Origin of the sequence: Variovorax glucosi (genome assembly GCF_051216695.1) — a bacterium.
Lineage (GTDB): Bacteria > Pseudomonadota > Gammaproteobacteria > Burkholderiales > Burkholderiaceae_C > Variovorax.
The window spans coordinates 283,828-309,580 of record NZ_JBPJZE010000003.1; the positions used below are offsets into that span (position 1 = coordinate 283,828).

Below are 25,753 nucleotides of genomic sequence, written 5' to 3' on the forward strand. Positions count from 1 at the left end.
AAGTAATTCCAAATGTTTATTCCTTCGAAAAATGGATCGTGGCTGAACCATCAAATTTAAAAAGTAATGTTCAGAATCGTTTTGGAAATTTTGTGGAGAATTTCGTTCTTCAGGAAATCTCGAGAATATGCCATTGTGTCATTTTCAATCATCAAGGCGTCACAGATCAAGCAAAAAGCATGGATTGATATGGCCACCACAATTGCGAAGATTACTGCCGGCATGGCGAAGCTTGCTGCAAATAACCCTCATTGGGCTGGAGACATTAGATTCTATTTCGACTTTATTGGCCGCAGGTGTTTCCGCCAAAAAACTAGAGAAGATATCGAAGCAATCCACAGTGTCAACGCCCTAAACGCCGGCGACATCCTCAGCGTCGTCGGTGGCATCAGCGAGCTAACAGGCAACTTCCTCGTCAAGCTCGGCCCGCTATTGGTCGCAGGCTTGACGATCAAAGGCGCGGGCTTGGTGGTCGCTCCAACAGCCAACGAGCCAAATTGGCTTGCCGCAGCATGAACGAGCCAACATTCGCAAGTGAAATCAAGTGGCACGATCGAAGAATGCTTATTCGAAGCTTCGTAGTAGGTATGGTCTTTTTTATATTTTTCTGCGGCTTAATGAAACGCGCGGAACCTCCAGAAGGCTACGTGTTTGAGCGACTCCCATCGATTACAGGGATCTACAAGTGTTGCGAAGCAGGAGGGCGGTACAGCAGAAGCTGGATCGGACACAAAACTGTCGCATGTACGGGATTTACTTATTATCCATTATTTGGAACCAACAGGAACGACTGCGGCTTCAAATCTCAGCTTGATGGTCAATCAGTAGAAGTCGTAGAAACATATTTGCCAAGCTTTACTGTATCCGACCCGGTCGTCATAAAAATGAAAACACAGACCACGACATACATCGATCTTAGCGACAAAAAAATCCGCGACCTTTGGATTAGCGGTTCGTACGGTGATGCCACGTTTGGTTTTACGCTCGGAATGATTTTCCATATTTTTCAACTTCTTTACTTCAACCGCAAATCTAGAAATCTAAGGAATAAATCATGAGCATTTCCACTCTTTACACGGTAAGCAATCTACAAAATGACGCAGTTGCTCTATCAAAATCTCTGAACGATGCCATGAATGCAGAACGAGAAACCGACAGAAGCCAAGCGTGGTACGACTCCGCCTTGACGACTGCAAAAATGACTGCCGGCATGGCTGAACTTGCTGCAAGTGATCCTCGCTGGGCTGGGCTGCTTGGTTCGGCATCGACGCTAGAAGGTGTTCGACAGTCAGTAAAAAAAGTCACTGACACCCTTGTTCGCACCAACGACATCAACGCAATAAAAGCCGGCGACATCCTCAGCGTCGTCGGCGGCATCAGCGAGCTAACAGGCAACTTCCTCGTCAAGCCCGGCCCGCTATTGGTCGCAGGCTTGACGCTCAAAGGCGCAGGCTTGGTGGCTGGTGTGGCGCAAAACATCGTCGGAGACCAGACCATCGGCCAGTTGATGGGCGTCAGCGCAGCAAATAACAACGCGCCGGTTGTACCGCGCAGCCTGTTCGACCACGCGCCGGATGGCATGACGCTGTTGAACACCATGATTTCCACGGAGGTAGGAAACCACCAAGTGCAGGTGTACTGGACCCGGAATGCAAACGGCCAGTTCACCAAAAATGAAAGCATTTCTTCCATCCGCGGTGACGGCACGCTGAAGTACACAAACTTCACCCAATATCAGTACAGCAGCAGCGGTGCGCCCATCAGTGCCATGACCTGGATGTACGACAGTGCGGGGGCGCTGACCAATGTAAGCATGCTGCTGCCTGCTGCGGACGGCAAGTCCTGGGCTGGGCCGATCGATGGGCTCATCACCGCAATACAGAAACTCTTCCGCGAGGCGAGCCAAGTCGCCAGCCCTTTGATCCTGGACCTGGACGGAGACGGCGTCGAGACGCTGGGCACGGCGCAAGGTGTGCACTTCGACCACGACGCCAATCGTTTCGGCGAACTCACGGGTTGGGTGGGCAAGGACGATGTATTGCTTGTGTGGGACCGCAATGGCAACGGCCAGATCGACAGCGGACGCGAACTGTTCGGCAACAACGCGCTGCTGGCCGATGGGCAGGAGGCAGCCAACGGCTTCGCGGCGCTGGGAGATCTGGACGCCAACCACGACGGAAAGGTCGATGCACAGGATGCCGCCTTCGCAAATCTGCGCGTCTGGAAAGACGCCAACAGCAACGGCTCGGTCGATGCAGACGAGTTGTCGAGCCTCTCGGCTGCCGGCGTCGAGAGCCTCCAGACGAGTTTCACCAGCCAAACCATCACGGATGGCAACGGCAACCAGCATCTGCAGGCGGGCAGTTTCACAACCTCGACCGGCCAACTGCGAGCGATGACCGATGTCTGGTTCGCCGCCGACACGGCCCGCACCGTGGCGAAAGATCTGGTGAGCGTCGATGCGACCATTGCGAAACTGCCCGATCTGCAGGGCTTCGGCAATGTGAACAGCCTGCAGCAAGCCATGGCGCGCGATACCAGCGGTGCCCTTCAAGATCTGGTCGTCCAGTTCGCTAGCGCAAGCGACGCTGTCGTACGCCAGAGTCTGACCATGCAGATCGTTTATGCCTGGACCGGCGCCAGCGCGATTGCTCCAGACAGCCGGGGCGCAAATATCGATGCTCGGGCGCTGCATGCGCTGGAAAGCTTCCTTGGTGAAGACTTCATGCAGAACCGATTCGGTCAGTTGGCTGCTAGCGGCGACCCGAGGTCAATGGCCGGCACCATGTTGAACTCGGCCATGCAGAATCTCTCGCAGGACGTCTACGGCAAGCTGATGACGCAGACGCACTTCGCGGAGATTTTCAAGACTCTTACCGTCTCTTGGGACGAAGCGGCGCAAGGCATGTCGCTCGACGTGACGGCCACGCGCGCAGCATTGCTTGCGGCTTACCAGATCGATCCTGCGCATGGCGGGCGCCTGATGGACGAGTTCGGCAATAGCCTGCGTGCCATGGGCGCTGCTGGCGAAGGTATCGCCACCAGCTTGCGCAAGACGGGCACGCTGACGGCTTCAGGCTTCGACTTGCAGGTGGCGGTGCTCGGCTATCGGCCGTTCCATGTCGATACGGCGATCAATGACGTCAATACGATCGGCAACGGCAGCAACACCAGTGACGAAAACGTGGTCCGGGTCGGCAATGGCAATGACCGTGTTCTGGGCGGTGTGGGCAACGACATCCTCTTGGGCGGCGTGGGCAATAACGAACTTATCACCGGCGCAGGCAACGACGTGGTGATTGGCGGCCTGGGCAACGACACCATCTTCCTCGGCGATAGCGCCAATGTCGTCATCTTCGAACGGGGCGATGGACAAGACACCGTCTTTGAAACAAATGAATGGAGCAAGGTCGGCCAAGTCAATAACGACGTGTTGCGACTGGGTCAAGGCATTACGGTCGCAAATACACAACTGGTCCGCGGCGTCGGTAGCGGTTTCAACGATCTGACGTTAGTGTTCGGCGGTGGAGATCAGGTACTGTTGAAGGGCTATTTCACGGCAGCGGTAGCGCTCCAGGGAACGCAACGACTGTCATCGATCGAGTTCACCGATGGGACCAAGTGGGACCATGAACAAGTCATTTCCCGGTTGATCTACAAAGGCACAGCAGGCAATGACCATCTGATCGGATTGGCAAACGAGAACAATCGAATCGATGGCAGTGCAGGTGACGACGATCTTTATGCGGGCAATCTCGACGACACACTCATCGGCGGGCTCGGCAATGATTACCTCAAACTGGGAGCAGGCGCAAATGTCGTCGTCTTCCGAAAAGGGGATGGCCAAGACACAGTGGACGAAATCGGTCAGCAGCGCAAGACCGATGGCGTCAACCGGGACGTGCTGCGCCTAGACTCGAGCCTCACTCCCGCAGGAATCCGTCTGGTACGAGGATTGGGCGCCGATAGCAACAATCTGACCCTGGCGTTCGGCGACGGCGATCAGGTCAAGTTGCTAGGGTACTTTGCAAGCGCGCAAAGCTCGTTGCAAGGCACGACGCAGCTTTCGGCGATCGAGTTCGCCGACGGAACCCATTGGGACTACGCGGAGGTGATCCGTCGATTGATCTACACGGGCACTGCAGGCAACGACACCCTGCGCGGTCTGATCGATCAGGCCAACCACATCCAGGGAGGTGCGGGCAACGACAACATTTTTCTCGGCAATGGCCTTGATGTGCTCGACTTCAAGGAAGGCGACGGCCAGGATACGGTGTTCTCCACCAGTTCCACCCAGGCACTTGGCGGCATCAATCAGGATGTATTGCGCCTTGGCGCTGGCATTGCGGCGGCGACGACACAACTCGTGCGCGGCATCGGCAACGCAAGCAACGACCTTGCGTTGGTGTTCGGCGAGGGCGACCAGGTGCTGCTTAAGGATTACTTCGACGCCGCGATGCGCCTGTCTTCGGTCGAATTTGCCGACGGCACGCGATGGGGATATTCGGAACTGGTCAGCCAACTGACTTACGTCGGAACGACAGGCGACGACAGACTCGATGGACTGGCCGACCAGTCCAACCGCATCAACGGTGGCGCAGGCAATGACGTGATCGCAGGTGGCCGCTTGAACGACATCTTCGAAGGCGGTCAGGGTAACGACGTCATCAAGCTGGGCGAAGGCGCCGACACCGTGATTTTCAATCGGGGTGATGGCCAGGACAAGATCAGCCGCTCGGCGAGCTCGAGCGCTACAGCTCAAAGTGTGGTGCACCTCGGTGCAGGCTTGACGGCCGCAGACACGCAGGTATTGAGAGGTGCAGCCGGTTCTTCGGAGGCCAACGATATCGTCCTGTCATTTGGTCAGGGCGACCGGATCACGTTGCAGTCTCTGGCTTCGAACCCCACCAGCAACATCGCCTGCATTGAATTCGCCGACGGAACGCAGTGGACCGCAGCTGCCATCGTGAGCATGGCCAGCACGCTGAATGGCACGGCAAATGCCGACACGCTGCAAGGTCGTTATGACTCGATCAACCGACTGAATGGCTTGGCCGGTGACGACATGCTCTATGGCGGGAGCAAGAACGACGTGTTGGATGGTGGCGCGGGCAACGACACTCTGGATGGCGGCGCGGGCAACGATACGTACCTCTTCGGCACGGGATCGGGCCACGACACGCTTTCGTCCTATGAAAGCACGAGCGGCAAACTGGACGTCATTCAGCTCGGCGCGGGGATATCGCAAACCGACGTCGAGGTGAGGCGTTCGGGGTACGACCTTGTACTGGCTCTCGCAAGCGGCACGGACGAGCTGACGGTTTCCAATCACTTTCTCGGTGAGGCGACCATGGGATTTCAGATCGATCAGGTCCGTTTTGCTGACGGAACCGCATGGAACGTTACTGCCCTCCAAGCCAGGACGGCAACGCCGGTGCCTGCCGGACTGACCCTGAAGGGCAGTGCCGGAATGGACTTCCTGATGGGCCAAAGCGGCAACGATGACCTCGACGGCGGCGCAGGCAACGACTTTCTCCTGGGAAGTTCGGGCAACGACACGTACAGGTTCGGGCGCGGCTACGGTGCCGACATCATCATGGATTTCGACGCCGCGACGGGCAATATGGACAAGGCGATCTTTGGTGCGGATGTGGCGACCGATCAGCTGTGGTTCCGGCAAGTCGGCAACGACCTGCAGGTGAACCTCATCGGCACAACCGACACGCTAAATATCAGCAACTGGTATATGGGGCCCATGGCCCAGGTCGAAAGTTTTCAAACCTCCGATGGCATGACACTGATGAATTTGCAGGTGCAGAACCTGGTGCAGGCCATGGCTGCATTCGCGCCCCCGGCGGCCGGCGAGACGATCCTGGCGCCGAGCTATCAAGCTGCCTTGGCGCCTGTGCTCGCGGCCAGCTGGGTCTGAGTCATACGGCGCGATTCAGAGCGCCGGCATCATCGCGCCGCACTGCCAACACTGTTCGAAGCCGCCTTCGACCAGCTCGCCGCAGCGGCAGTGCCACCGGCGTTGCGGGCGGTTCTGGATCGAATACAGCGCGCGCTCGGCCTGAGCCAGTTGCCCGTCGTCTTCGATCCATATTTCCGGCAGGCACTGATCGGGCGGCAGTTGCCCGACAGCTCCGCCCAGGAATTCGCGCTGCACCGATGCGGCGATGCCGTCCTCGCCCAGCGCATGAACCCACAACGTCGCGATCGCGAGATTGGGAGCCTTCGCGAGACGACGCATCAGGCGCCACTGCCCGAAGTTCCGGGCACGACCCGGTCGGTCTCGCGCGCGCGTTCCGCATACGTATTGAAGCGCCAAGCGGTGTCTTCCATGGTGATTCGGCGCCACGTCCCGCGCTTCTCGACCGGTGTCATCGCGGGCCAATGCTGAACTTCGGCAAAGCTGCGGCCGCAGCCCTTGCATTCCTCATCACCCTGGCTGGTGGAACAGATCGCGATGCAGGGCGTGTCGGGTGTGCTCTCGTACCACGCGAGCCATGCAGCCCAGGCTTTTGCGGGAAAGCCGGTCTCGTCGACCTCGTCTTCACGGTGATAGACCATCAGCGCGTAGACGGTTCCCAGCGCACGCAGCTCGGGCGCCAGCGTGACGCCGTCGGGCGAAGGATTGCGGCTGCGCCAGAAGTTGATGGCGGCCTCGATGTCTGTGATGTGGATGGCGGCCATGAGGCGACGAAACGACTGAGAAACGACTGAAAGAACGACTGCGGACAAGCGAAGACCATCATAGTCCGGCAAAGTCCCGCATTTTTTCAGGGCCTTCGATGTGCTATTTATTTCATAGCGACCGGGCTTTACGCAGAGCGGCTTTTAGGACGATTCTTATAGAACCGCAAAGCATTATGGATTGCGATGCCTAGACCCAGATGCTTTAATCCGCCCACGAAGGGGAGTAGCTCCCGTTCGACAGGTCGTCAACACGAAGCACAACAATCTTCCGGCCTGTCGGGCCGCTTCATGCGAAATCATGGGGCGGCCGAGCAAGACCTTCGATTGGAACCTGCGCAGGTTTGATCGAAGCGATTGCATGTCCGGACTTCAATGGAGTCTTCTTACAGCCGCTTCGATCAGGTCCGCCTGGATAAAAACATCGAAACGCTAAGAGGACGCTATGGAAGCATTCATGACCCCGGAATTCTGGGTCGCAGTCGGTCAGATCATCATGATCGACATTCTTTTGGGCGGCGACAACGCCGTCGTGATCGCACTGGCCTGCCGCAAGCTGCCGCCCGCGCAACGCACCAAGGGCATCCTCTGGGGCACGGCCGGCGCCATCATCCTGCGCGTCATCCTGATCTTCTTCGCGCTCACGCTTCTGGCGATTCCGTTCCTGAAAGTCGTCGGCGCGCTTCTGCTGGTGTGGATCGGCGTCAAGCTGCTGGCACCCGACCATGACGATGCGCACGGCAACATCGCCGGCAGCGACAAGCTGTGGGCTGCCGTCAAGACCGTGATCATTGCCGACCTGGTGATGAGCGTCGACAACGTGATCGCCATCGCCGGCGCCGCACAGGGCGCGGGCGAGGGCCACCAGATGGCGCTGGTCATCTTCGGTCTCGTCGTGAGCATCCCGATCATCGTCTGGGGCAGCCAGCTGGTCATCAAGCTGATGGATCGCTATCCGATGATCATCACGGCCGGCGGCATGCTGCTGGGCTGGATCGCCGGCACGATGCTGATTTCGGACCCTGCCGTGGTGCGCCTCGACGCCTGGACCTGGGTGCCGAAGATTCCGCAAACCGACACCATCAAGTATGCCGCCGGCATCATCGGTGCGCTGCTGGTGCTGGCGATCGGCAAGTGGGTGGCTTCGCGCCGTCCCAAGGCCGACCATGCGGCAGCGCCACTGGTCTGAGGGTTTTTGTCCACTAGAAGGAGAACGACATGGAAAAGATCATCCTGTACGTCGACGACGCGGCCTATGCGCGCGACTTCCTTGCAAAGGCGCCGGCCGAAACGGTCGGCACCGGAGCCAAGCACTGGGTGCTGGTCGCCTGCGCGCCACGCATGACGCACCGCATCAGCAAGTGGGTGAGCCACAGCGCGCGTGAGAACTGGCGCGGCAAGTGGTTCAGCAAGACGCAGGACCAGATCGTGCCGTTGCTGCGCCGTCCGGGCGATGCGATCACGCCGGTACTGGCGCAGGGCCCGCTGACGGACCTGACGCAGCGCCTGAAGCTCGAACACGGCACAGCACGCGTCGTCGATGCGCGCCGCCCGAAGATCGGCGTCGACATGGAGCCGGTGTCGCTGGACCAGAAGCCGTCGGGCAATTCGGCCTGGTCGCTGCCCGGCGCAGCGATGGGCCTGGGCGCCCTGCTCGTGCTCGCCAACGAACTCGGCGAGTAGAGACGAGGCTCGCGCAGTCGGCGAATCGAGGTTTCACCGCATCGGCGCGGTATCCTGCGCGCCATGCGACTCCTCATACATTGGCTCCTGAGCGCCCTGGCCCTGCTGGCGGTGACTTATCTCTACGGCGGCGTTCAGGTTGCGAGCTTCGGCTCGGCGCTGATCGCCGCTGCCGTCATCGGCCTGCTGAACATGGTCGTGCGGCCGGTGCTGGTGATTCTCACGCTGCCGGTCACGATCGTCACGCTCGGCCTGTTCCTGTTCGTCATCAACGCGCTGATGTTCTGGTCCGCATCCGGATTGCTCAGCGGGTTCGTGGTGAATGGATTCGGCGCCGCTCTGCTCGGCTCGTTGCTCTACTCCGTGATCAACCTGGTCATCGACACCGCGCTCGGCAGCTTTTTCACGAAGAAGCGCTGACGGTTTCGAGGTTCTGTCGCCTGGCGATCTGGCCCAGCGTCTCGTAGACCAGCCGCGGCGGCGCGATGTCCCATCCGAGCTTTTCGCGGATCGCGACGACCGCACGCATCGCCAGCAGCGAATGGCCTCCGAGATCGAAGAAGTTGTCGCGCAGGTCGACCACCTCGACATCCAGAAGCTCTCGCCAGACCGCGGCAATCGCATGTTCTGCCGCCGTTGTCGGCCCCGAACGTTGCGCAGCGCTTCCTGCGCGCACCTTGATTTCCGCTTGTGGGGCCGGCAGCGCATTGCGGTTGATCTTGCCGTTGGGCAGGAGCGGCAGCGCCTCTAGCCAGACGACATACTGCGGCAGCATGTAGTCGGGAAGACGCTTTCGCAGATGTTCGCGGACGGCGGCGATGTCGACGTCTTCCGAAGCACTTTTCACATCGCCGTCTCGCGGAACGAGATAGGCGACCAGCCGGACGTCGTTCTCTCTGCCGCTGCGGTCGGCGCGGGTGTCGACGACGCATTGAGCGACCAGCGGATGGTCCAGCAGCGCCGATTCGATCTCGCCGAGCTCGATGCGCAATCCGCGCAGTTTCACCTGCCGATCGAGCCGGCCAAGATGTTCGAGCCAGCCATCGTGGCGCCAGCGTCCCAGATCGCCGGTGCGGTAGAGACGGGCACCTGCTTCGACGGATCCGGCATCGGGAGGGAAGCGCTCGGCGGTGAGTTCGTCGCGCCGGTGATAGCCCAGCGTGACGCCGGTACCGCCGATGCACAGCTCGCCAGGCACGCCGACAGGACACGGATGGCCGGTTTCGTCGAGCACCTGAACGGTGGTGTTGTCGATCGGACGACCGATCGAAATGCCAGCACGCGGCGAAACCACGCGCCAGACGGTCGACCAGACGGTGGTTTCTGTCGGCCCGTACATGTTCCAGACCTCGACATCGCTGGCGAGCAAATGTTCCGCCAGCATCGGCGGCAGCGGCTCGCCGCCGACCAGTGCCTTGAAGCCCGTGCAGTTGGCCTCACCGCTGTCCCTGCCTGACCAGCCGGCGTCTAGCAGCGTCCGCCACAAAGTGGGCGTGGCCTGCATGACGGTCGCATCGTGCTGCGCCAGCAGATCGCGCAGCGCATGCGGATCGTGTACCTGGCTCGCGTCCGCGATGACGACCTGCGCCCCCACAGCCAGCGGCAGCATCAGTTCGAGCACGGCGATATCGAAAGACAGCGTCGTCACGGCGACCAGCCTGTCGTCGGAACTCAACCCCGGCATGCGCGCCATGCTGGCGAGGAAGTTGACCACCGCCCGGTGCGGCACAGCGACGCCCTTCGGGCGTCCGGTCGAGCCGGAGGTATAGATCATGTAGGCCGCATCGAGCGGCCGGGCGTCGTGGTGCGCATCAGGCTTCAACGCCGACGTGTCGCGATCGGCGCCACTGTCGCTTTCGATCCAGCCGTCTTCGCCGAGCGGCAGGAGCGGTACGCCGGCGTCGCCCAGCCAGCCGGCCGGCACGCCTCGCGTGAGCAATGCAGCCAGACCGGCGTCTTCGGCCATGAAGTGCAGGCGGTCCGAGGGAAAACCAGGGTCGAGCGGCACATAGGCGGCGCCCGACTTGAGTACGCCCAGCATCGCCACGACCATCAGCGCATCGCGCTTGACGCCGAGACCGACACGGTCGCCACGACCGATGCCGCGAGCGCGCAAGGCATGCGCCAGCGTGTTCGACCGCGCCTCCAGCTCGCCATAGCGAAGCGTCCGGCCGTCCGCATCGCAGAGCGCGACATCGTCATGACGCGCGTTGTCGGCGATCGGGAGATAGCGGTGCAGCGTGAGTTCGGCCGGCAGCGGCACCTGCGTGGCATTCCAGCTCTGGCGCAGCAAAGCCAGCTGGGCCGGCGCGACGACCGGGAACGCCGAAATATGTTGCGCCGGCTGCGTGAGCACGGCCTCGAGCAGCGCCAGATAGTTGTCGCGCATGCGCTCGATGGTTGCGGCATCGTAGAGATCGGTCGCGTATTCGAAGTGCACGCGGTGCGTGAATTCGGTATCGATATGCACCGACAGGTCGAATTGCGCGGTAGAGCGGTCGAAGACGAACTCTTCCAGGTCGAGCCCCGCATGGTCCAGCCGGCCGAGCGGCGCATTCAGCACGTTGAAGAGCACGCGCACCAGACCCTCGGGATGCACCGCGCGGTCGTGGCCGAGCGTTTCGACCAGTTCGTCGAACGGTGCTTCCTGGTGCGCGTAGGCGTCGACGGCCGTGCCGCGCACACGCCGCACCAGGTCGACGAAGGTCGGATCGCCGGACAGATCGGTGCGCATGACCAGCGTATTGACCAGCGTGCCGACCAGATGCTCGGCGCTGAAGCGATGGCGGTTGGCGACCGGCGTGCCGACCGCGATATCGGTGCCGCGCGACTGGCGCGCCAGTATCAGCTTGAAGACGGCGAGCAGCACCACGAACGGCGTGACCGATTCACGTGAGCAGAAGGCGCGCACGGCGCTGCGCAGCGAAGCCGACAGCGTCGCCGATGCACGGCCGCCACGGAAGCTCGGTCGTGCGGGACGCGGAAAATCGGTCGGCAGATCGAGCGGAGAGAGATCGGCCAGGCGCTCGCGCCAGTACGCCATCTGCGGCTTGCGTTGAGCAATGGCCGCCGGGCTGCGCTGCCAGGCGGCGTAGTCGGCGTACTCGATCGGCACCGGCGCCAGATCGGGCGTGCCACCGGAGCGCCATGCGGTGTAGGCGTCGAGCGCTTCGCGCATCAGCACGGTGAAAGACCAGTTGTCGGCGATGGCGTGATGCATCACCCACATCAGCGCATGGTCGCGTTCGCCGAAACGCAACAGCGTCGCGCGATGCAGCGGCTCGACAGCCAGATCGAAGGGCGTCGCGATGCGCTCGGAGAACAGCGCGCGCGCATCGGCCTGCGGATCGGCATGCCCGGAGAGATCGATGTGCTCGATCGGCATCGGACGCGCGTCCTCGATCACCTGCATCGGCTCGTCGATGCCCTGGACCAGGCGCGTGCGAAGGCTTTCATGCCGCTCGATCATCAGGTCGACGGCGCGCTGCAGCACGCCGATGTCGAGTGCACCACGGACCCGCAATGAAATCGCCACGTTGTAGGCCGACGAGGCCGGATCGAACTGCTGGATCAGCCACATGCGCCGCTGCGACAGCGACACCGGCAGCGGTCGCCCGCGCGGCACCCGAGGAATCTCTGCGGCTTGCGACTGTTCGCTTCCGTCGAGCATCGCGCGCGTCACGTGGTCGGCCAGCGCAGCGACGCTGGACTGATCGAACAGCACCGAGAGCGGCAGCTCGACACCCATCCGCTGCCCGATGCGCGAAGCCACCTGCGTCATCAGAAGAGAAGTGCCGCCGAGCTCGAAGAAGCTTTCGTGGACGCCGAAAGCGGCGGTGTTCAATACTTCGCGCCAGATGTCCCAGATCGCCTGCTCGGTTTCGTCGCGCGGCATGACGCGCGACGCCTGTGCAGCGGACGCGACGACGGCCTGGACCGTCAGCTCTCCGTCCAGGAACTGCTGGCGGCAACGATTTCGCTGGATCTTTCCGCTGGAACTGCGCGGCAGCGAGCCGGATCGCACCAGCACGATCTGCTCGACCGGCAAACCATGGATTTCCCCGATCGCGCGACGAACCGCCGCGGCGATCGCGCCTGCGTCGAGTTCGACCACGCGACGTTCGGTCTCCAGCGTCAGCACCAGTGCCTCGCCGTTCGGACCGTCGACCGAAAAGGCCGCGCCGTAGCCCGGCCGGAGCGCCGTGTGCGCATGTTCGGCAGTCCATTCGAGGTCCTGCGGATAGTGATTGCCGCCGTGGACGATCACCAGATCCTTCAGCCGCCCGGTGACGAAAAGCTCGCCGTCGTGCAGAAAGCCGAGGTCGCCGGTTCGCAGGAACGGCCCGCTGCCATCGGCCAGATGCGCTTCGAATATTTCACGCGAGACGTTGGGCTGGTGCCAATAGCCGTCGCCGACGCTGGCCGAGCGCACCCAGATCTCGCCGACGGCATCGGGCGCGGAGCGCTGCGACGTCGCGACTTCGACGATGGCGATTTCGGTTCCCGCGAGCGGCCGGCCGCAGCCGACCAGATGCTTCGCCGGTACGTCTTCCCCGGCGGTCGTACCCACGACGATGCGGTCGCGCGCCAATGCCGCAGCATCGACCGAAATCATGATCGGCGCATGCCCTTCGCCGCCGTTACGACCGCTTACGCCCAAAACCGTTTCCGCCAGGCCATAGCCCGGCATGAACGCGTGTGCGCGCATGCCGGCCGAACCGAACACGGAGAGCACCTGGGACACGGTTTCCGCCCGGATCGGCTCGGCGCCGCAGTTCAGCGATACCAGCGCGGAGAGATCGTTACTTGCGTTGCCTGAGTTACCTGCGTTGTCCGGCAGATCCGCCAGCGAACGACCGTCGAGCGCGCGCAGGCAAGCGATGTACGCCGAAGCCGGCGCGCCCGAGTGCGTGATGCGCAGCGACGACAACGCCTCGATCCAGCGCAGCGGGCGGCGCAGGAACACCAGCGGCGACATCAACCAACTGGTCGCACCGGCACACAGGGGCGCGATCACGCCGTGCACCAGGCCGTAATCGTGGAAATGCGGCAGCCAGGTCAGCACCCGGCTTTCGGCTGTCACGTGGCCGGCCGCGTTGAGCGCCACCACGTTCGCGAGCACCTGGGCATGCGTGAGCCGAACGCCGCGCGGCGCCATGGTCGAGCCGGATGTGTATTGCAGGTAGGCAAGCGTGCCGCCGGTCGTATCGAAGGAGGGCGCGGGCTCGGATGCGGTCGTCGCCTGCAGTTCCGACAGCGACATCCAGGGCGCGAGCGCGAACATCGCCGGTTCGAGCGTGACCCGCGCAGCTTCGATGACGGCATCGGAACTCAGGACCAGTGCAGCCGACGTGTCTTCGAGAATCCCGCGAAGGCGCGGTGCCGCCCGAAGCAGACGGACCGGATCGGGCGCCGGCACCGGAACGGCCACATGGCCGGCCAGCGAGCAGGCCCAGAACGCACGGACGAAATCGAGGCCTGGCGGGAACGCAAGAAGAACGCGGCTTCCGGCGGGTGCGACAGCTGCAAGCCGGCCGGCCAGCGCACGGCATTCGACGCCGAGCTGTGCGAAGGTCAACGATTCGGTTGTGGAAAGGTCGTCACGCAAGAACACATAAGCGGTTTGGTCGCTGCCGGCACGGCATTGATCGTCGAAAACACGAGAAAGGGAATTGATGGACACGGTGCGCGCACTTTGTTTGGCTCACACGGTGGCTGGTGCGGTGCAACATCCCATTGCGCCTGCGTCGTTCAAGCGTGTAAGGCTTTTTCTTACCAGGTCGACTCGGCTGCAACCATGGATTACAAAATGTAACTCAATGCATCATTGCCCGGAAGGCTCTCAGCGCAGCGGCTTGTCTTCCTGCTGCTCCCGCCAGAGCGCTTCGACCGCGCGTGCCCTCGTATCGACGATCGACGCTTCGTAGTGATCGACGACGCCACTGTTGCCTCCTTGCGACGCCAATGTCTGCGCCGCCTTCAGACGATCCCGGGCTGCTGCGTAGTCGAGGATCGCGACGTTGGCTTCCGCATCGGCGCGGACGGCGCGCGAGGTGTCGTTCTGCGCACCGTACAGATTGCCGAGCGTGCGCCAGGCCAGCGCGTCCCGCGGATGCACGGCGACCCAGTCGCGCAGCGGCGCGATCATCGGCTCGGGCTGACGAAGCGCAATAGCCACCTGTGCGGACAGGAGCAGCTCGGGACGCTCGCGCTTGCCGGCATCGCGCGGCCCCGATCCGCCGAGCAGCACGGCAGCCCGCGATGCGGCACCTGCGGCGAGTTCGATCTCTGCCAGCAGAAGCCGCGTGAGTCGCGCCGCCGCGGGATCGTCCTTCGTCAGCGGCGCCAGACGCTCTGCCAGCGTGCGAGCCGCCATGTTCTCGCGCAACTCGACCGAAGCCAGCGCCGCCGCATACAGAATGCCCGCCTGGCGCGCGGTCGTCTGGCGGGCGAGATCGCCGCTGGCAGGCGAAGCAGCGACGATCCACTGACGCAGCACGTCGACACCGGGTTGCGACAGCACGCGCGCCCGCGCCGCGATCATTGCGTGATCCATCTTCGGCGGTGGCGCCGACGCCCGGCCCGGCGCGGCGGGAGCGTCGGTCGAATTCCGGAACTGGAACCGCGCCTGCATGTCGGAGATGCGCTCCGTGTTCAGCGGATGGCTGCGCAGGTAGGGATAGGAGCCGTTGTCGTTCAGGCGCGAGGCGTACTGCAGCTTCTCGAACATCGACGCAGCACCTTCGGGCGCGAAACCGGCCTGCGTCATCACGCCGAAGCCGATGCGGTCGGCCTCGCGCTCCATGTCGCGCGAGAAATCGAGCTGGTTCTGCATGGCCATTGCCTGCGTGCCCATCACCACCGCCTGCCCGGCGTCGCCGCTGCGGCTCTTGGCGGCAGCGACCATGCCGAGCACCATCGCCGCCAGCAGCAGAGGCATCTGCCGGCTCTGCTTGGACATCATCCGCGCGATGTGGCGCTGCGTGACATGCGACAGCTCGTGGCCCAGCACCGTGGCGATCTCGTCACTGCTGTCTGTCGCGGCGATCAGACCCAGGTGCATGCCGAGGTAGCCGCCCGGCAGCGCGAACGCGTTGATGCTGCGGTCGCGGCCGAGCAGCAGCGTCCAGGCGAAGCGCTCGTCCAGCTCCGGCGTGAGTTCGCCGCGCACGCGGGCGGCGGCGAGAAGGCGGGTCCAGATGCCCTGCACGTAATCGACCAGCACCGGATCGTCGATGAAGTCCGGCTCGCGGTAGAGCTCCCGCGCGATCTGGTCGCCCAGCCGGCGCTCGGCGCTGGCCGTCATCTCGCCGCCGTCGCCCATGCCGGGCAGCAATTGCGCGCGGGCGGGGGCCGACAGCGCAAGCAGCAGCTGCGACGCGATCACGGCAGCAGCGCAGCCCTTGCGGAACATGGTGCGGTGGAAGCGGAACGAGCGAAGGACAGTCAGGCGCATCGGACTCGTATGATGCACAACCCCAGTTTTTGTTCATATTCGCGCCCGCGAATCCTGGAATTCCATGAGCTCATCTCTCACCCATTTCGACGCCCAGGGCCAGGCCCATATGGTCGACGTCGGCGGCAAGGCCTCGACGCATCGCGTGGCTGTCGCGACCGGCCGCATCGAGATGCTCGCCACCACGCTGGCGGTGATCGAATCCGGCACCGCCAAGAAAGGCGACGTGCTCGGCATCGCCCGCATCGCCGGCATCCAGGCCGCGAAGAAGACCAGCGACCTGATTCCACTCTGTCACCCGCTGGCGCTGACGCGCGTGGCGGTGGCGTTTGCAATGGTCGATCGGGATACGGAGGCAGACACCGACACCGTGCCGCAGGTGACTTGCACCGCGACGGTGGAAACGGTCGGGCCGACGGGCGTGGAGATGGAAGCGCTGACCGCCGTTCAGGTCGCGCTGCTGACCATCTACGACATGTGCAAGGCGGTGGACCGCGGCATGCGGATCACGGACGTGCACGTGGTGGAGAAGCACGGGGGGAAGTCGGGGAGCTGGTCGGTGGGGTGAGATAAAATTATTGTGTAAACCATTTATACAATAAAAACTTCTCCATGACCAACGAAAACACCACCGCGCCCATCGACAACGCCGCGCCTGTGCCTGCGCCTGCGCCAGTGCCTGCCCAGGCACCTGCCAAGACGTCCGTCGCTCCGGCCGCACCTGCGACCCCGAATGCCGTCGCCGCACCCTCGAGGCCCAAGCCGCAGGCTGCAGCCAGGAAGCAGCAGGCCAAGCCGGCTCCAAAGCCAGTCGCGGCCCCCGCCAAGAAAGCTGCACCAGTGAAGGCCGCTCCGGCCAAGAAGGCAGTCGTCAAGACAGTCGCGACCAAGAAAGCTGTGCCTCCGCAGCCCAAGGCAAAAAGCGCGAAGCCGGCTGTCGCACCTTCTCCGGCAAAGCCGACCGTTTCGACCGTGTCTGTCGACGCGTCCAAAGCAAAGCTCGTACGCGACAGCTTCACCATGCCGCAGCACGACTTCGCGCTGATCGCCGCCCTCAAGGACCGTGCACTCGGGTTCAAGCGTGCGACCAAGAAGAGCGAACTCCTGCGCGCCGGCCTGCACGCGCTTCAACAATTGAGCGACGCCCAACTGCGCTCCGCGCTGAACGCACTCACGCCATTGAAGGCCGGTCGCCCGAAGAAGAAAGCCTAAGGCTTCGGCTCCTCCATCGGCTTCCCGGCCAGCCACTGCGCATATTCCACCGGGAACGCAATCTTGAAGCGCGCCGCCCATCCGGCCGCTTCGTCCTCGCGACCGATCAGCATCGCGCTTTCGACCAGCTTCGCGATGACCTTCGGCTCAGGCGAGAAATGCACCACGCGCAGCGCCAGCGCATGCACCTCGGCCGCGTTGGCCGCCGTCACCGGCATCAGCGTGAGCGCAGCGAAACGGACCTGGCCGGCGTAGAGCCACGAAGCCTCGAGCCGATTCAGCGTGTCGTCGCGCCACGGCGCCAGGCGGTCGGCGCGCGCGACGTAGATCTGGCTGATGCGGGTGTAGTCCCAGGCGGCATAGCCGATGGCTGACGAAAGCAGCGCCACGGCTGCGATGGCCGGCGCCCGGAGCGGCGATGTCGTCGGTTCAGTTGCCGCGCGTGACGCCGGCCACAGCAGCCCTATGCACACGCCGAACACCAGCTGGAAGGGCCCGTACCAGAGCGGATATTCGAGCAGGCTGTGAAGCACGATCGCGCCCAGCACGCCCCAGGCCATGAGCCGCGTCGGCTCGCGCTCGCGCCAGGGCCGCGCCGCCAGCGCCATCACCCCGAAAACGCCGCAGATCGCGAGCGACGCCGGAATGCCCGCTTCGACAGCCAGTTGCAACGGCAGGTTGTGTGCGTTGTCCAGGATCTCCACGAAGCGTGGACCGCCGTAAAGCGTGCTGAAGTGCGCGTAGCTGAGCTCGCCCCAGCCCCAGCCGACCCACGGACGCATCGCGATCAGGTCGATCACGTTGCGCCAGAGCAACATCCGGCTGTTGCCCTCGGGCGCACCGACGCGCAGGCGGCGAAGCATGTCTTCGACATCCGGACCCGCCAGCATCGGCAAAACCCAGGCGGCGGCAAAGTAGGCCGGAACGAGCCCCAGCAGCAACAGCGGATGCGGAAGACGCAGGTCTTTTTCCAAACCCGACCGGCGCTCGCCCCAAGCCAGCGCTGCCGCCACGCCGCAGATCGACAGCCACTGGAGCAACCCCGTGCGCGACGTCGATGCCGCAGCCGCGAGCACCAGCAGCAGACCGACCGCCGGCATCAGCCAAATCCGCCAGACCCGCCAATTACGACCGCGCCTGGACATCACCGACGCATGCAGCCACAACGCCGCCACCAGCGCCATGCTGATGAGTGTTGCGAACTGGTTGCGCTGGCGAAGGTTGCCGTAGGCCTGGCCCAGCTCCGGCGTGGTCGTGAACGGTTTGAGCGACGCCGCGGCGCCGTAGTACTGCAAGAGCCCCAGCACCGCGCTCAGTACGCCCGCCAGGAGCAGGCCCCAAGCCAGCGCCGACTGATCGGAGGTCCCCGCGCGCGACAGCCCGGCGCCGACGAAAGCCGCCAGCGCCGTCGCGCCGACCGCGACAAGGGCGCCGGACACCATCGAAGCGTCGCCTCCGGCGCCGCGCCACGCGATCGCTGCGGCGAGCAGTGCGAGTGCGGTGAGTGGCCAGCCCGACGGTCGGGCGCGAGGTCCGGCGAGGAAGAGCAGCGCGATGCAGAGCCAGGACGTCAGGAGTTGCCAGACGTTGGCGGACGGGCCGGCTACGAAGGGGAAGAGAAAGGGAAGCGCGATCAGTGCTGCAGAGACGAGGTTCAAAACTTCACATTTGGTGCTTATGTTGATGAAAGGTAACCACTGGCAGATAAACGGTCTTCACCTCATCAGAAAGATTCAGTGACAATTTGTCACTTCAGCTCCAGCCATGCAAAGGTCATCCGGTGAAAAAAGCCAGCCCGCTCTTCGTAAACTGCCACAGAAGTCGCGGTTTTACGCTGATCGAAGTAATGATTACCGTGGCCATCATTGCAATCCTGGCCAGCATCGCCCTTCCTTCGTACCGAGATTACGTACTCCGGGGCCAGATCGTGGACGCACACAATGGCCTGTCGGCAATGCGCGCGGACATGGAGCGTTTTTTCCAGGACAACCGTAGCTACAAAACGACAGGCACCTTCACGTCGCCCTGCCTGGTAGCGGCCGCTCAGCGGGTGGTAGGAAGTTTTCAGCTCTCGTGCGCAACGGCGCCTACTGACACGACATTCATTCTTCAAGCGGTCGGAAGCAATTCGACAAATGGCTTCACTTTCACGGTCGACCAGCAAAACAACCGTGCAACCACTGCCGCCGGTTCGGGCTGGAACACATGCGCCAACGACTGGGTGACCAAAAAGGGGCAGACGTGTTGAGACCCGCGCATCAGGATGGATTCACGCTGATCGAGCTGATGGTGACGGTGACGATCATGAGCATCCTCATGGCGCTGGCTTTTCCTTCGATGGCAGCCTGGATGCGCAACAGCAAGGTTCGCACTGTCGCGGATGCACTCCAGAACGGGCTGCGTACCGCGCAGACCGACGCAATGCGACGCAGTCGTCAGGTCGTGTTTTCGCTCACCGACAGCGCCAATCCCAAGACCAGCCTGTCCGCTGCGGCCAATGGAAGCAACTGGTCGATCAATACAGTCAAGCTGCTGTCGACCGACAGCGCGGCGGAGTTCGTCGAAAGCGGTGTTCTGACCGCCGTCGGCTCGGGGGTCCAGATCGCCGGCCCCGCCGCCATCTGCTTCAACTCGCTCGGCCGGCTCACCGCCAATACCGCCACGGGCGTCACCGGTGGCAACTGCGCCTCCGCATCCGCGGCGACCTATGCAGTCACGCTCGACGGGGCAGATCGTCCGTTGCGGGTCACCGTCACGGTCGGCGGGCAGGTCCGCATGTGCGACCCCAACAAATCCATCGCAACTCGTCCGGACGGTTGTGTATGAAGCGTCCTGGTCACGCCAACCAGAGCGGGCATCGTCAGGGCGGTGTCGCTCTCATCGAAGTGCTGGTTTCGCTGCTCATCTTTTCTCTCGGCATCCTCGGGCTGATCGGGCTGCAGACACGCGCCATCACCCTTTCCGGAGACGCGGAAGACCGGAATCGTGCAGCGCTGTTGGCCAATGACGTGACGAGCACCATGTGGCTCAACCGCTCGGTGACTTTGCCAGCGGCGACGCTGACTGCTTGGCAAGCCCGTGTCGCAGACGCGAAAAAAGAAGGACTTCCAAACGGCACCGGGACAGTTACCGTGACGGCAAACAGTGCCGATATCGCGATCACATGGATGCCGCCGTCGCGCACCACGCAGAGCCGCTTCTCGACACGGGTCACGCTCCCATGACGCGCCGGCAAAATCAGCGAGGCATGACGATCATCGAGCTTCTGGTCGCAATGGTCATCGCACTTGTGCTCACACTGGCCGTGACCAGCATCGTGATCGTCGGCGAAAGTCAGCGGCGTACCACCACGTCGACCAACGACATGAACCAGACCGGTTCCTACGCCGCTGCGACCATCGACCGCACGATCAGGAGCGCAGGTTCCGGATTTGTTCAGTCGTCTGCCCAGGGGGTGTTCGGCTGCCGGCTCAACGCCGGCGCGATGTTGCCGCGTGCGAATCCGTTTCCCGCGCCGTTCACGAATTTCCTTACCGGCGCCACGACGACATTGACGGTAGCTCCTTTGCTAATCGCCAAGAACCAGTCCGATGCTGGGTCGGACGTCCTGGTCGTCATGTCCGGCAACGGCGCCGCGGGCGACGTGCCAAGGCGTCTGACCGATCCTGGAACCGCTAGCACCCTGAAACTTGAAACGGCACTCGGCTTCGCTTCGAACGACATCGTATTGGTCAGTCAGTCAGGCGTTTCGGACTGTCTGATCGAACAGGTGGACAGCATCACGGCAACAGCACTCCAACTGAGAACCAGCGGCAGCTACTACACCCTTGGAACCACGGCCAAACTGGCAGACCTCGCGGCCAGCGCCTCGGCAAACCCGTCCTACGTGACGCTGCTGGGCAACAGCACGGCGGCAAACGTGCAGATGCAGCTGATCGGTGTCGGTAGCAACCGCACGCTCTTCAACTACGACCTTCTCCGCGCAGCAGCCGGCGCCGATGCGTCGGAGGCGATCGCGGACGGCGTCTTGGAACTGCATGCGGCCTACGGCGTGGACAGCAACGACGACGGACTGCTGGACGCCTGGGCCGATCCCGGCGCTGCCGGTTACACCATCAACACCATCATGAGCACGCCCGCCACGCTCCGGCGGATCGTGGCGGTTCGTGTTGCGCTGGTGTTGCGAAGCAGCTCTTATGAAAAGCAGATGGTGACGCCGTACCAGCTTACCTATTTCAACGACTTGACGAATGCTGCGGGTGCATCTCTCGCGGGCACCGTCACGCTCGGTGCGAATGCAGCGTCGGAGGACGAACGCCGTCACTACCGGTATCGAATCATCGAGACAACCATTCCGTTGCGCAACCTGCTGTTGATGACCGCCTCATGAAGAAGAAACCTGTTCTCGGCCGTCGCCAGAGCGGCGTTGTCCTGCTGTTGTGCCTGATCGTTCTCGTGGTCCTGCTAGCTGGCGGTGTCGCGGTCGTTCGTTCGATGAATACGTCGCTACAAAGCGCTGGGAACCTCGCCTTTCGGCGCGATCTGGTAAATCAGGGAGAGCAGGCGCTCTCCCAGGTGTTGGTGCAATTCAAGGCTGGCGGTGTGCTTGCAGTCACGACGGCAGATCTTCCCGGAGCGAATTACAAGGCAAGCATGCTGGCCAGCAATCCGCAAGGCATCCCCACGGTTCTTGTCAATGACGCGACGTTCTCCAGCGTCGGTACGGCAGCCGATCTGGCCGGCGCAACTGCGGACGTAAAGATCCGCTATGTAGTGGATCGCCTATGCAACAGCAGCGGCATTCCTGCAAGCAACACCTGCGTTCAATCCGCAGCGGCGCCTACCGGAGGATCGGCCTTTGACAACGGACGTCGGCCCAAGCCAAAAACCGCAACGGTATACCGAGTCAGCATTCGCGTGACGGGTGCGCGTTCGACGCAGGTTTTCCTGCAATCGTCGATTACCAAACCCGATTGATAAAAGGCCTGCATATCCATGATCCGCACCACTAAATTCGGAGCGTCGCAGATGCAGAAATACCTGTCGAATACGCTTGCTGCATTTGTGTTCGTCGTATCGGCTTCTGGCGCATCCGCCGTGACACTGTCCGATCAGCCGGTATTCGCTTCTTCGGATGTTCCGGGCAATCTGGCACTGGCACTGTCCGTCGAATTTCCTACCGCGATCAGCGTTGCGAATCTCGGCAATTATGCGGACACCAGAGATTACCTGGGCTATTTCGACCCGCGAAAGTGCTACACGTACCAGGCAAATACCGCCGTACCAGCGCAAAGCTATTTCCAGCCTGCCGGTGCTTCCAACGGAGTGAACTCGCACAGCTGTGGAGGCAGCAACGGCAAATGGAGCGGCAATTTCCTGAACTGGGCGACGATGCAGACCATCGATCCTTTTCGCTGGGCACTCACGGGCGGCTACCGGTCGGTTGACGTCGTCGGGAACACCATTCTTGAAAAGGCCTGGGGATCGAGCCAGGGCGGTCAGAACAACTTCCCGCTGCGCGGAACCAACGCTGGCGGCGGTCACAATCTGGCCCCCGCTCTGATCCGCTCATTGACGCCTTTCAAATGGTCCGATTTGAACATCAGTATCTGGACGCGCGGAAATCGGATGATGTTCACCGGAACCGATTCGGATTACAAGAATACCGGCAAACGAGGTGCGAATTGGATTTCGGACGCACAGGACGACAGCACCGAGACCTATGAACTGTATGTGCGCGTCAAAGTCTGCGATCCGTCCAACGCTGCCGGCGGGGTCGAGGCGAATTGCGTTAAGTATGGAAATGACTACAAGCCCGAGGGTTTGATGCAGCAGTATGCCAACAAGATTCGGTATAGCGCTTTTTCATACCTGTATGCCAACGGCGACACCCGGCAGGGTGGCGTCATGCGCGCGCCAATGAGTTTCATCGGCCCCACTTTTCCGCAACCTTTGTCGACAGCCATCACGACCAACCCCAAAGCCGAGTGGAATTCGGCCACCGGCATCATGGTGACCAATCCGGATTCCACTCTGGCAAGCAACAGCGGCGTCCCGGGCAGCGGCGCCATGAACTACTTGAATAAATTCGGCCAGAATTCGCAGGCTTACATGACGTATGACACGGTCAGCGAATTGTATTATTCGGTACTCCGCTATTTCCAGAATCTTGAGAATGTTCCTGAGTGGACGGCCGACCTGAATGCCACTAGGCTAGATGGCTTTCCCGCGCCGGCGAGTTGGAAAGGATATGACCCTATTTCCTATTCTTGCCAGAAAAATTTCATTCTTGGCATCGGCGACAACAATACCCATTTCGATGTCAATGTCGGCGGAGGGACGCTGACCAACTATCGTCCAAAGCCGCCCGCGGTCAGCAGCGACACACTTAACGAGGCGCAGACCTGGACGCGCGCAGTCGAGACACTTGAAAGTCTCACTGGTCGCAATTCGGCTTGGGGAAATCAGGGTTCGGAATACATTGCCGGTTTGGCCTACGGCGCGCATGTGACAGACATGCGAGCCGACCTGCCGGGCATGCAAACCGTTTCCACCTACTGGATGGATGTCATGGAGAACCAGGTAGCACTGGATCGAAATCCCTATTGGCTTGCAACGAAGTACGGCGGATTTACTGTTCCTGCAGGTTACGCAATTGGTACTCCGCTGACGCAAAGCGCGTGGAATCAGAGCGGGGAAACCATCAATATGAATGGTGCTACCCGCCAGCTTCCCGATAACTATTTTATGGCGAGCGATGCAGCGCAAATGGTAAGCGGCCTTCAATCCGCTTTCACAAGTATTGCGAATGCAATCAAGGCGTTCACTACGGCTTTCTCGTTCACCGCAACGGATGTCAGCTCGGGTGATGCGGCTTATGCATCTCAATACGATTCGAAAGGCTGGACTGGCGTGGTCACTGCGCGCACTGTGACCTATGCTGCTGATGGATCTCCCTCGCCGACCGATGTCTGGTCCACAACGACGACCCTCGAAAACCAGCTTTCGAACAGTGGGTGGGATCTATCCCGGAACGTCGTTACTTGGAACGGTCTAACCGGCACTCCGTTTCGCATGGCGAACCTGACATCGAGTCAGCAGGCAGCGCTTACTACAAGCTACAGCTCAACCGATACGCCGACTCAATACCTCAACTTCCTTCGCGGCGATCGATCGCAGGAAAGCAATTCTGCCGTTGCGGGCAGCATTCGAAGCTACAGAACGCGACAACTTCTCCTCGGCGACATCGTCAATGCCAAAGTCACGCCGGTTGCGGCCCCTGGTGCAAGTTACGGTGATACAGCTAATCCTGGCTACGGGGCATTCAAGACAGCAAAGGCAACTCGGCCTACGATGGTCTACGTTGGCGCAAACGACGGCATGCTACATGCGTTTAACGGTGCGCTGACCGGGTCGACGGCAGGCACCGAAAGGTTTGCTTACGTGCCGTCTGCCGTCTTTGGCAAAACACTCGCCTCGGACAGCGACAGCATCCTGGCTCATCTAGGCAACCCCAATTACGCGCATCGCTATTCCGTTGATGCAACACCGTTGGTCTTCGATATCGATTTCAATTTGGCTGGAGGAAAGTTCGTCACTACAAGCGCAGGAACCTCCGATTGGCACAGTCTACTGATCGGTGGCCTTGGCAAAGGTGGCAAAAGCTATTACGCAATCGATGTAACCGACCCTGCAAGCATGACCAGCGAAGCGACGGTCGCAAGCAAAGTGAAGTGGGAGTTCTCGGATCCGACCATGGGGTACAGCTACGGTTCGCCAATGGTTGTCAAAACCGCGAAGTACGGCTGGGTCGTTGTCTTGACCTCGGGCTACAACAACAGCGATGGATATGGGTACCTTTATTTTGTTAATCCGAATACCGGCGCATTGCTTGAAAAAGTCAGTACCGGCGTAGCCGCTGCGGGATTGACTCACGCAACCCCGTATGTCCAGGATTTTGCGGATTACACATCAGATGCAATCTATGCTGGCGATCTCGACGGCAATGTCTGGCGTTTCGACCTGACCGGCGCAAAAAGCTCGGGCTTCTACCCTGCACCCAAAAAGCTCGCAAAGCTGACGAGTGCAGCAGGCGTAGCTCAACCGGTAACGACAAGACCTCTTGTCGAAGTTCATCCAGTGACTCGCCTACGCTACGTTCTGGTCGGTACCGGTGTTCTGCTGGACAGCACCGACGTTGTCTCTACGGCTGGGCAGAGTTTTTATGCACTCATCGACGGCACCGCCTCCACTTTCTCGACCATCACGACGGCTGCGACACGTAGCGATCTGATGCAGGTCGCCGATCCTGCGGCGGGCGTCGCCTTGAATACATCGTCGCGCGGCTGGTACACGGAACTTGGTTCAAGCGGTGGCGTCGCACTCCGAATTTCTTCAGAGATCGATGCTTTCAATGGCATCGTCGCTTTCAGTTCTTTATTGACTACTGGCGATGCCTGCAGCCCAGCAGGAACAAGCCGCGTATACGTGCTGAATTTCGCAACCGGAAAAACTGTTTTGGTTTCGCGACTGGCCTACGTGCCATTTACAAATGCCGTCACCGACCTGAAGTTCATCACGGCAGACGGCAAGCCGCAATTGGTTGTCGGCGACACGACAGGTGTCATCACAAAAGTCGACGCCGATTTGAACAGCGGTACCACGTTGAGGCTTTTGAACTGGCGAGAGATACCGACCGCGTATTGATCG

19 protein-coding genes are annotated in these 25,753 nt (G+C 61.6%); 14 read left to right on the plus strand and 5 right to left on the minus strand.

Annotated features, from left to right (window positions below):
• Nucleotides 1-66 precede the first annotated feature (66 nt).
• From ACSFA3_RS16065 to ACSFA3_RS16075, 3 genes are read left to right on the plus strand one after another with little or no spacing between them, the layout of a single operon-like run.
• Nucleotides 67-516: a hypothetical protein gene (locus ACSFA3_RS16065; RefSeq protein WP_435506482.1), complete on the plus strand. Its 450-nt coding sequence runs from the start codon at nucleotides 67-69 to the stop codon at nucleotides 514-516.
• Nucleotides 513-1,058, plus strand: a complete 546-nt coding sequence (locus ACSFA3_RS16070; RefSeq protein WP_435506483.1) for a hypothetical protein — start codon at nucleotides 513-515, stop codon at nucleotides 1,056-1,058. The genes ACSFA3_RS16065 and ACSFA3_RS16070 overlap by 4 nt, the downstream gene beginning before the upstream one ends.
• The gene (locus ACSFA3_RS16075) at nucleotides 1,055-5,929 is read left to right on the plus strand and encodes a calcium-binding protein (protein WP_435506484.1); all 4,875 of its coding nucleotides are present in this window, start codon (nucleotides 1,055-1,057) and stop codon (nucleotides 5,927-5,929) included. The genes ACSFA3_RS16070 and ACSFA3_RS16075 overlap by 4 nt, the downstream gene beginning before the upstream one ends.
• Nucleotides 5,930-5,944: 15 nt before the next feature.
• Here ACSFA3_RS16075 and ACSFA3_RS16080 read toward each other — a convergent pair whose 3' ends face one another.
• Nucleotides 5,945-6,250 carry a DUF2007 domain-containing protein gene (locus ACSFA3_RS16080; protein ID WP_435506485.1) on the minus strand — a complete coding sequence of 102 codons (306 nt, stop codon included), beginning with the start codon at nucleotides 6,248-6,250 and terminating at the stop codon, nucleotides 5,945-5,947.
• Nucleotides 6,250-6,693, minus strand: coding sequence for a DUF3717 domain-containing protein (locus ACSFA3_RS16085; RefSeq protein WP_435506486.1), 444 nt, complete (start codon nucleotides 6,691-6,693; stop codon nucleotides 6,250-6,252). Before ACSFA3_RS16085 ends, ACSFA3_RS16080 begins: the two co-directional genes overlap by 1 nt.
• 445 nt (nucleotides 6,694-7,138) lie before the next feature.
• Between ACSFA3_RS16085 and ACSFA3_RS16090 the strand changes: the two genes are divergently transcribed.
• The 3 genes from ACSFA3_RS16090 (at nucleotide 7,139) to ACSFA3_RS16100 (ending at nucleotide 8,796) form a co-directional block, all read left to right on the plus strand.
• The gene (locus ACSFA3_RS16090) at nucleotides 7,139-7,882 is read left to right on the plus strand and encodes a TerC family protein (RefSeq protein ID WP_435506487.1); all 744 of its coding nucleotides are present in this window, start codon (nucleotides 7,139-7,141) and stop codon (nucleotides 7,880-7,882) included.
• A 29-nt stretch (nucleotides 7,883-7,911) separates the two neighbouring features.
• A complete protein-coding gene (locus tag ACSFA3_RS16095) occupies nucleotides 7,912-8,376 on the plus strand; it encodes a hypothetical protein (protein WP_435506488.1) in 465 nt (154 codons plus the stop codon).
• Nucleotides 8,377-8,439: 63 nt separating this feature from the next.
• Entirely contained in the window at nucleotides 8,440-8,796 is a 357-nt protein-coding gene (locus tag ACSFA3_RS16100) for a phage holin family protein (RefSeq protein WP_435506489.1), read from the plus strand.
• Here the strand turns inward: ACSFA3_RS16100 and ACSFA3_RS16105 are convergent.
• Nucleotides 8,780-14,059 carry an amino acid adenylation domain-containing protein gene (locus ACSFA3_RS16105; RefSeq protein WP_435506490.1) on the minus strand — a complete coding sequence of 1,760 codons (5,280 nt, stop codon included), beginning with the start codon at nucleotides 14,057-14,059 and terminating at the stop codon, nucleotides 8,780-8,782. The two genes, ACSFA3_RS16100 and ACSFA3_RS16105, sit on opposite strands and share 17 nt — an antisense overlap.
• A gap of 159 nt (nucleotides 14,060-14,218) precedes the next feature.
• Nucleotides 14,219-15,832, minus strand: coding sequence for a M48 family metalloprotease (locus ACSFA3_RS16110; protein WP_435506491.1), 1,614 nt, complete (start codon nucleotides 15,830-15,832; stop codon nucleotides 14,219-14,221).
• Nucleotides 15,833-15,896: 64 nt separating this feature from the next.
• Here ACSFA3_RS16110 and moaC point away from each other — a divergent pair, with 64 nt between their 5' ends.
• Together moaC and ACSFA3_RS16120 are read left to right on the plus strand one after the other, a co-directional pair.
• Nucleotides 15,897-16,400: a cyclic pyranopterin monophosphate synthase MoaC gene (gene moaC, locus ACSFA3_RS16115; RefSeq protein WP_435506492.1), complete on the plus strand. Its 504-nt coding sequence runs from the start codon at nucleotides 15,897-15,899 to the stop codon at nucleotides 16,398-16,400.
• 44 nt (nucleotides 16,401-16,444) lie between these two features.
• A complete protein-coding gene (locus tag ACSFA3_RS16120; RefSeq protein ID WP_435506493.1) occupies nucleotides 16,445-17,044 on the plus strand; it encodes a hypothetical protein in 600 nt (199 codons plus the stop codon).
• Here ACSFA3_RS16120 and ACSFA3_RS16125 read toward each other — a convergent pair.
• Nucleotides 17,041-18,702 (minus strand): PglL family O-oligosaccharyltransferase, encoded by a 1,662-nt coding sequence (locus tag ACSFA3_RS16125; RefSeq protein WP_435506494.1) that lies wholly within the window; start codon nucleotides 18,700-18,702, stop codon nucleotides 17,041-17,043. The two genes, ACSFA3_RS16120 and ACSFA3_RS16125, sit on opposite strands and share 4 nt — an antisense overlap.
• Nucleotides 18,703-18,824: 122 nt before the next feature.
• Here ACSFA3_RS16125 and ACSFA3_RS16130 point away from each other — a divergent pair, with 122 nt between their 5' ends.
• The 6 genes from ACSFA3_RS16130 to ACSFA3_RS16155 are packed head-to-tail and all read left to right on the plus strand — an operon-like array spanning nucleotide 18,825 to nucleotide 25,750.
• Nucleotides 18,825-19,292: a type IV pilin protein gene (locus ACSFA3_RS16130; protein ID WP_435506495.1), complete on the plus strand. Its 468-nt coding sequence runs from the start codon at nucleotides 18,825-18,827 to the stop codon at nucleotides 19,290-19,292.
• Nucleotides 19,286-19,870, plus strand: a complete 585-nt coding sequence (locus tag ACSFA3_RS16135) for a pilus assembly FimT family protein (RefSeq protein ID WP_435506496.1) — start codon at nucleotides 19,286-19,288, stop codon at nucleotides 19,868-19,870. Before ACSFA3_RS16130 ends, ACSFA3_RS16135 begins: the two co-directional genes overlap by 7 nt.
• Nucleotides 19,867-20,268, plus strand: a complete 402-nt coding sequence (gene pilV / locus ACSFA3_RS16140; RefSeq protein ID WP_435506497.1) for a type IV pilus modification protein PilV — start codon at nucleotides 19,867-19,869, stop codon at nucleotides 20,266-20,268. Before ACSFA3_RS16135 ends, pilV begins: the two co-directional genes overlap by 4 nt.
• A complete protein-coding gene (locus ACSFA3_RS16145) occupies nucleotides 20,265-21,434 on the plus strand; it encodes a PilW family protein (protein ID WP_435506498.1) in 1,170 nt (389 codons plus the stop codon). The genes pilV and ACSFA3_RS16145 overlap by 4 nt, the downstream gene beginning before the upstream one ends.
• A complete protein-coding gene (locus tag ACSFA3_RS16150; RefSeq protein WP_435506499.1) occupies nucleotides 21,431-22,021 on the plus strand; it encodes a hypothetical protein in 591 nt (196 codons plus the stop codon). Before ACSFA3_RS16145 ends, ACSFA3_RS16150 begins: the two co-directional genes overlap by 4 nt.
• 18 nt (nucleotides 22,022-22,039) lie before the next feature.
• Nucleotides 22,040-25,750, plus strand: coding sequence for a pilus assembly protein (locus tag ACSFA3_RS16155; protein ID WP_435506500.1), 3,711 nt, complete (start codon nucleotides 22,040-22,042; stop codon nucleotides 25,748-25,750).
• Nucleotides 25,751-25,753: the final 3 nt, after the last annotated feature.